At 71.7% G+C, this 6,667-nt stretch carries 7 protein-coding genes; 5 read left to right on the top strand and 2 right to left on the bottom strand.

Going from position 1 to position 6,667, the window contains the following annotated elements:
- Positions 1-67: 67 nt before the first annotated feature.
- Entirely contained in the window at positions 68-1,222 is a 1,155-nt protein-coding gene (locus ACGFMK_RS48590) for a serine hydrolase domain-containing protein (protein ID WP_392778766.1), read from the bottom strand.
- A gap of 100 nt (positions 1,223-1,322) precedes the next feature.
- Positions 1,323-2,051, bottom strand: coding sequence for an SIS domain-containing protein (locus tag ACGFMK_RS48585; RefSeq protein WP_392778764.1), 729 nt, complete (start codon positions 2,049-2,051; stop codon positions 1,323-1,325).
- Positions 2,052-2,181: 130 nt separating this feature from the next.
- Here ACGFMK_RS48585 and ACGFMK_RS48580 point away from each other — a divergent pair, with 130 nt between their 5' ends.
- The 5 genes from ACGFMK_RS48580 to ACGFMK_RS48560 all read left to right on the top strand — a co-directional run bounded on the left by ACGFMK_RS48580 (position 2,182) and on the right by ACGFMK_RS48560 (position 6,577).
- Positions 2,182-2,874, top strand: a complete 693-nt coding sequence (locus tag ACGFMK_RS48580) for an alpha/beta hydrolase (protein ID WP_392778761.1) — start codon at positions 2,182-2,184, stop codon at positions 2,872-2,874.
- Between the two features lie 93 nt (positions 2,875-2,967).
- On the top strand, positions 2,968-4,221 hold the full coding sequence (locus tag ACGFMK_RS48575) for a class I SAM-dependent methyltransferase (protein ID WP_392778759.1): 1,254 nt from the start codon (positions 2,968-2,970) through the stop codon (positions 4,219-4,221).
- A 103-nt stretch (positions 4,222-4,324) separates the two neighbouring features.
- On the top strand, positions 4,325-5,530 hold the full coding sequence (locus tag ACGFMK_RS48570; RefSeq protein ID WP_392778756.1) for an LCP family protein: 1,206 nt from the start codon (positions 4,325-4,327) through the stop codon (positions 5,528-5,530).
- A gap of 41 nt (positions 5,531-5,571) precedes the next feature.
- Positions 5,572-6,072 (top strand): GNAT family N-acetyltransferase, encoded by a 501-nt coding sequence (locus ACGFMK_RS48565; RefSeq protein WP_392778754.1) that lies wholly within the window; start codon positions 5,572-5,574, stop codon positions 6,070-6,072.
- Positions 6,044-6,577 (top strand): GNAT family N-acetyltransferase, encoded by a 534-nt coding sequence (locus ACGFMK_RS48560; protein ID WP_392778751.1) that lies wholly within the window; start codon positions 6,044-6,046, stop codon positions 6,575-6,577. Before ACGFMK_RS48565 ends, ACGFMK_RS48560 begins: the two co-directional genes overlap by 29 nt.
- The last annotated feature ends 90 nt before the right edge of the window (positions 6,578-6,667 follow it).

Here is a 6,667-nt window from a genome sequence, read left to right as displayed (position 1 = left end):
GCCTTGGCCCGCGTCGTGTCGTCCGGCTGGGTACGCGTGTCGTCCGGCTGGGTACGCGTGTCGTCCGTTACGGGGTCCGGAGGGACTCGTAGAGGGCGGTGACCAGGGCCATTTTGCGGGGGTCGTCGCGGATCAGGGGACCCAGCTGGTTGAGGGTGTAGCCGAAGGCGACGCCGTTCTCCGGGTCGGCGGCGCCGGTGGAGCCGCCGAGGCCGTCGTGGCCGAAGGCCGCGGGGTTGGGACCGAAGCCGCGGGCGTCGCTGCCGAGGTAGAAGCCCAGGCCCCACTCGTTCGGGAGGCCGAGCACCGCGTCGATCTCCTTGCCCTGGCTTTCCCGCGCCCGGGCCAGCCCGGCGGGGGAGAGCAGCGTGCCGTCCAGCAGGCCGCCGTAGATCGTCGCGATGCCGCGGGCCGTGCCGTGGCCGTTCAGGGCCGGCATGACGGCGTGGCGGAAGGCCGGTTCGTTCGCGTGGTGGCCCGCCAGCTGCGGGTTGGTCAACGCCGCCTGCGCGACGGGACCGGCCGCGGCGAACGCCGTGGCCAGCGCGTTCGCCATCTCCTCGGTCAGCACCGGGTCGACGAGGGTCGCGCAGCGGTCCAGGTCGGCGTCCGGGCCCAGCCCGATCGAGAAGTCCGCCCCGAGCGGGGTCGCGACCTGCTCGGCGAAGAACTCGCGGATGCCCTGCCCGGCGATCCGCCGGACGACCTCGCCGACGAGCCAGCCGTAGGCCAGCGCGTGGTACCCGCCCGCGGAACCCGGTTCGTACAACGGTTCCTGCGCCGCCAGCAGCGACGTCATCAGGTCCCAGTCGTACAGCTCCTCGACGGCCACCGGCCGCTCGAGGCCGATGCCGGGGACGCCGGAGCGGTGCGAGAGCAGCCACCGCACCGGGACTTGCGACTTCCCGGCCGCGGCGAATTCGGGCCAGTACTTCGCGACCGGCGCGTCGACGTCCAGGTCGCCCGCGTCGGCGAGGCGGTGCGCGCAGATCGCCGTCATGCCCTTGGTCGTGGACCAGACGTTGGCCAGGGTGTTCGCCTGCCACGGCCGCGTGCGGTCCGGGCCGGCCCAGCCGCCCCACAGGTCCACGACGACCTCGCCGTGGCGCAGCGCCGTGAACGCGGCGCCCAGCTCGCCCCGCTCGCGGAAGTTCTCTTCGAACGCCTCGCGGACCGGCTCGAACCCGGGGGCGCAGGTGCCGTGCACCGTCGGATCGTCCATGGGAGTCTCCTCAGCTCGTCGTTGAGCACACCGACCAGTCGGTATGTCGACGCTAAAGGGGTCCGGGCCCGCCCGTCAAGGCGTGCCCGGCCCGGTGCCGCTACTTCAGCTGCGGCACGATCGCGCCGTACTTCGCCAGCAGCGCCTCGTTCGCCTCGTCGCCGCCCTCCACATTGGAGCTGCGCCACAACGGGACGTCGAGGCCCTCGGCGACGCCGCGGTCGTAGACCTGGGCGAGCACGAGGTTCCACAGGAACGCGTTGACCACAGTGGACAGCGGCGCGGTGCGCGGGGCGTCCGGCGGGTAGCTCGCGTCACCGGGGATGACCAGCGAGTCCAGCACGACGGTGCCCTGTTCGACCAGGGTGCTCGACGAGCGCCGCGGCGCCGCCGCCACGCACGCCCGCGACGTGATCGCGATGACCGCCGCCCCGCGCTTGTGAGCTTCGATGCACAGCTCGACGGGGTACGGGTTCGACCCGGACGTCGAGAACACCACCAGCACGTCGTCCGGCCCGGGCGCCCGCTCGGCCAGGACCTCGGCGGCCAGGCCGCTGCGCCGCTCGGTCTTCGTGCTGCTCACCGCGCCGTGCAGCGGCAGCAGCTCCGGGTGGTACAGCGGGTACACGCAGGCCAGCCCGCCGGCCCGGTAGAACGTCTCGGCGACGGCCGCCAGCGAGTGCCCGGCCCCGGCGGTATAGACCAGTGCGTCGGCCCGGATCACCCCCAGCACCAGATCGGCCGCGGCCCGTACCGCCTCGGCGTTGGCCTGCTCGACGTCCGCCAGCTGCTTGGCGACACTGCCCGAGATGTCCGTGGTGCTCACCACACCCACCCTTCCGTCGGGGATCGGGCGCCGAATCTACCGCGAAGATGGTGGTACGCGGTGGAATAGGCGGGTGGCCGTTCCAGGTTTATCCGGATGCGGGCGGCGGGTCCCGGACGGTGGGAGGACGTGGGTGAGCGAAGCGGAACCGGCGGTTTCGGTGCGGCCGGCGCGCGGGCGGACCGAGGCGGTCGTGCTCGTGCTGCACGGCGGCGCGGAGCACGGCACGGGCGGCGTGCCGCCCTGGAAGCTCGCCTACCTGCGGATGGTGCCGATCGCGCGCGCCCTGCACCGGGCCGGCCGCGGGCACGGCGTCGAGGTGCGGCTGCTGCGCAACCGCCGCTACGGCTGGAACGCGCCCGCCATGGACCCGATCCAGGACGCCCGCTGGGCCCTGGAGCGCATCCACGCCGACCACCCCGGGCTGCCGGTGGTGCTGGTCGGGCACTCGATGGGCGGCCGGGTGGCGCTGCGCGTGGCCGACGACCCGGCGGTGCGCGGGGTCTGCGCCCTGGCGCCCTGGACGCCGCGGGGTGAGCCGGTCGAGGCCGTCGCCGGGCGCTCGCTGCTCGTCGTGCACGGCACCCGCGACCGGATGACCAGCCCGGCCGAGTCCCACGCCTTCGCCGAACGCGCCGAGGGGGTCGCGGCCCGGGTCGCCCGGTTCGAGATCGCCAACGAGGGCCACGCCATGCTGCGCCGCTCTTCCGTCTGGACCCGGCTGGCGATTGCTTTCACAATGGAAGTAATCGCCGGGAGCACCGACGAAACACTGACGGGGGCGTGGGCCGCTCCGGGACCCCAGCGGCTCCGAATACCCGTGTGACCCGCCCCGAACAGGGCATTCAGTGAAGCGCGCCGTGGGGGTGCGGCGATTAGGATCGTTACCGGCGCACCAGGCCGGCCGGAGGGAGAACCCGTGACCACCTCGAGTGTCGACCGCGTGTCGGCTCAGGACGTCCCCGACGAAAACCGGTGGCCGGGGCTGGCCACCCCGCCGCACTCCGCGCTGCGCGCGCGGATCGCCGCGTCGCTGTTCCGCCGCGCGGTCCGCCCGCTCGACGTCCGGGTGGTCTTCCCGGACGGGACGGTGCTGGGCAACGGCGGGCCGGAATCACCCGAAATGCGGATCCTGCGCCCGGACGCCTTCTTCCACCGCCTCGGCGTCGACGCCAAGATCGGCTTCGGCGAGTCCTACATGGCCGGTGACTGGACCGCGTCCGACCTGGCCGAGGTGCTGACGCCGTTCGCGGCGCGGATGGCCACGCTCGTGCCGCCGGTGCTGCAGAAGTTCCGGAAGATCGCCGAGCGCACCCAGCCGCCGTCGGAGGAGAACAGCCTCGAAGGCGCGCGGGCCAACATCCACCGGCACTACGACCTGTCGAACGACCTGTTCGGCGCGTTCCTCGACGAGTCGATGATGTACTCCTCGGCCCTGTTCGGCCCGGCCGACGACCTCACGTCCGCCCAGCACCGCAAGATCGACAGCGTGCTGGACTACGCCGGGGTCCGCGCGGGCAGCGAAGTCCTCGAAATCGGTACCGGATGGGGTGAATTGGCGATCCGAGCCGCCGCGCGCGGCGCCGTCGTCACGTCGCTCACCATTTCGGAGGAACAGCGCGCGCTGGCCACCGAGCGCATCGCCGCGGCCGGGTTCGGCGACCGCGTCGAGGTGAAGCTGTGCGACTACCGCGAGTCGAGCGGGCAGTTCGACGCCGTGGTCAGCGTCGAGATGATCGAGGCGGTCGGCGCGTCCTACTGGCCGACGTTCTACGCGACCATCGGCGAGCGGCTGCGCCCCGGCGGGCGGTTCGGGCTGCAGGCCATCACCATGGACCACGACCGGATGATGGCGTCGTCACGCGCCTACACCTGGATCCACAAGTACATCTTCCCCGGCGGCATCATCCCGTCGGTCCGCTCGATCGAGGAGGGCCTGGTCGCGAACACCCGGCTCAAGCTGGCCGGGATGCGCGAGTTCGGCCAGGACTACGCCCACACGCTACGGTTGTGGCGCGAACGGTTCCTGCACCGCTGGACCGACATCGCCGGGTTCGGGTTCGACGACGTCTTCCGCCGGATGTGGGAGTTCTACCTGGCCTATTCCGAGGCCGGGTTCCGCTCCGGGTACCTCAAGGTCCACCAGTTCGGCTACGAGGTGACCGACAAGTAACCTCCGTCGGCAACCCCGACCCGGTGCCGCACGTCCTCCTTTCGAGGACGTGCGGTTGACTGACGACGACGTGTTTGTCCGAATCGGGATTGGGTGATGGGTGATGACGTACCGTGGCGATGACGGCGGACGCCGGATGCCCCCGCCCGGACAGCGCCATAATCCGCGCCCCCGTGACCACCAGCGCGCGCAGATGATGCCGCTGCCCGGGCGCGGCCAGAGCCCGTACGACGAGCGCACCCGCCCGATGGGCCACCGCGAGCAGGACTACGTGCCGCCCCAGCCGCCGCCGCGGCAGCCCCCGCCGGGCCCGGACGACGACTACCCGCCGTCCCGGCCGCCGCGCCGGCGTCGCCGCTGGAGCTTCGGCCGGATCCTGATGACGCTGCTGCTGGTGTTCGTCGTGTTCCTCGCCGGCATCTGGGTCTACCTCGAGTTCTCCATCAAGCGTGTCGACGCGCTGGCCGACTACGAAGGCCGCCCGGTCGCCGCGGCCGGCACCAACTGGCTGATCGTCGGCTCGGACAGCCGTGAGGGCCTCACCGCGGCCGACGAGGAGAACCTCGCCACGGGTGACGTCGCGGCCGCCGGCGGCCAGCGCACCGACACGATCATGGTCGCGCACCTGCCGGACAACTCCACCAAGCCGACGCTGCTGTCCCTGCCGCGCGACTCCCAGGTCAAGATCCCCGGCCACGGCACCAACAAGATCAACGCGGCGTTCTCGCTCGGCGGCCCGAAGCTGCTCGCGCAGACCGTCGAAGGTGCCACCGGCCTGCACATCGACCACTACGCGGAGATCGGCTTCGGCGGGTTCGCGAAGATCGTCGAAGCGATCGGCGGCGTCGAGATGTGCATCGACAAGGACATGAACGACACGGTGACCGGCATCAGCATCAAGGCAGGCTGTCCCCAGACCCTCGACGGCCGCGAGGCGCTGGGCTTCGTCCGGATGCGGCACAGCGACGCGACCCCGCGCTCGGACCTCGACCGCGTCGCCAACCAGCGCAAGTTCATCGGCGCGCTGGTCAGCCAGATCGCCAGCCCGGGCACGCTGCTCAACCCGTTCGACTTCTTCCCGCTGCTGTCCGCGGCGCCGGACGCGCTGACCATGGACTCCGGCGACCACGTGCACAACCTCGCCGGCCTGGCGATCGCGATGCGCGGCATCTCCTCCGGCGGCGTGGTGACCACGACGGTCCCGGTGACCAGCGGCTCGGCGGAGAACTGGGACAAGAACAAGTCGAAGCAGCTGTTCGACGCGCTGAAGAACGACACCGAGGTGCCCGACAGCATCATCGTGAATTAATTGCCGCGCGTGGTGCGCCCCGGCCGGGGCACCATGGGTCGATGGAGACCCCGGCCGAGGCTTTGACCCGTGACGAGTTCGCGTTGGCGCGCCGGCGCTTCGCGGACGTCTCGGCGCTGGCCGCCGCCGTCTCGGGTTCCGGCGCGCACCTCGCCGGCTGGCTGCCCTGGGCGGCCGGCGGGTACACCGCCGATGACGCGGCGGCGTACCTCCGGCTCACGCACGGCAACTGGGAAACCGGCCGGGCGTACGAGTACTGGCTCGCCCACGGGTTCACCGGCCGCGGCCTGATCACGCGCGCGGCCGCGACGCTGATCGCCGACGCGTTCCGCCGCGGCGCCGGGTACGTGGAGATCAAGCACGACGAGCTGAACACCCGCAGCGGTGCGATCCCCGCCAGGCTGGGTTTTTCCCCCGCCCGCAAGGAAACCACGGACCCGGACCGGGCGCCGGCGTGCACCGGCACCGCTCTGGTCTGGCGGCTCGACCGACCCGAGAAAGGAGAGCTCGCGCATGGAGACCCCGGCCGAGACCTACCGTGACGGTGACCTGACGCTGACCCGTTGGCACCCCGGTGACCGTGACCTGCTGACCAAGCTCGTGAGCGGCTCCGTCGAGCACCTCGGGCCGTGGCTGTTCTGGGCGACCGCCGGGTACACCTCGGACGACTCCTCGGAGTTCCTCCGGCTGACCGCGAAACGCTGGGAGAGCGGCGAAGCGTACGAGTACGCGATCGGTGAGGACGGCGAAGTGACCGGCGGCGTCGGCGTGCTGACCCGCGACGGTGGTGTCGAGATCGGCTACTGGCTGGCTCACGGCTGGACCGGGCGCGGCCTGATGACCCGGAGCGTCGCGCTGCTGACGGCCGAGGTGTTCCGCCTCGGTGCCGGCTACGTCGAGATCATGCACGACGAGCGGAACGTCCGCAGCGCCGCGGTGCCGGCCCGGCTCGGGTTCACGAAGGTGCGCGAGGAGCCGGCGGAGAAGCCACTGGCGCCGTCGTGCACCGGCACGAACCACGTGTGGCGGCTCACGCGGCCCTCTTAGGGGTCAGTTCAGAATGAGTTTGCGTAGGCAGATCATGGAGCAGGCCAGGCTGAGGATGGCTCGATGCACGTCGGCTCGGCGTTCGGTGCG

Origin of the sequence: Amycolatopsis sp. NPDC049252 (assembly GCF_043197175.1) — a bacterium.
Classification (GTDB): Bacteria; Actinomycetota; Actinomycetes; order Mycobacteriales; family Pseudonocardiaceae; genus Amycolatopsis.
The sequence above is the reverse complement of the archived record's forward strand: the minus strand, read 5'-3'. Positions and strand labels throughout refer to the sequence as shown.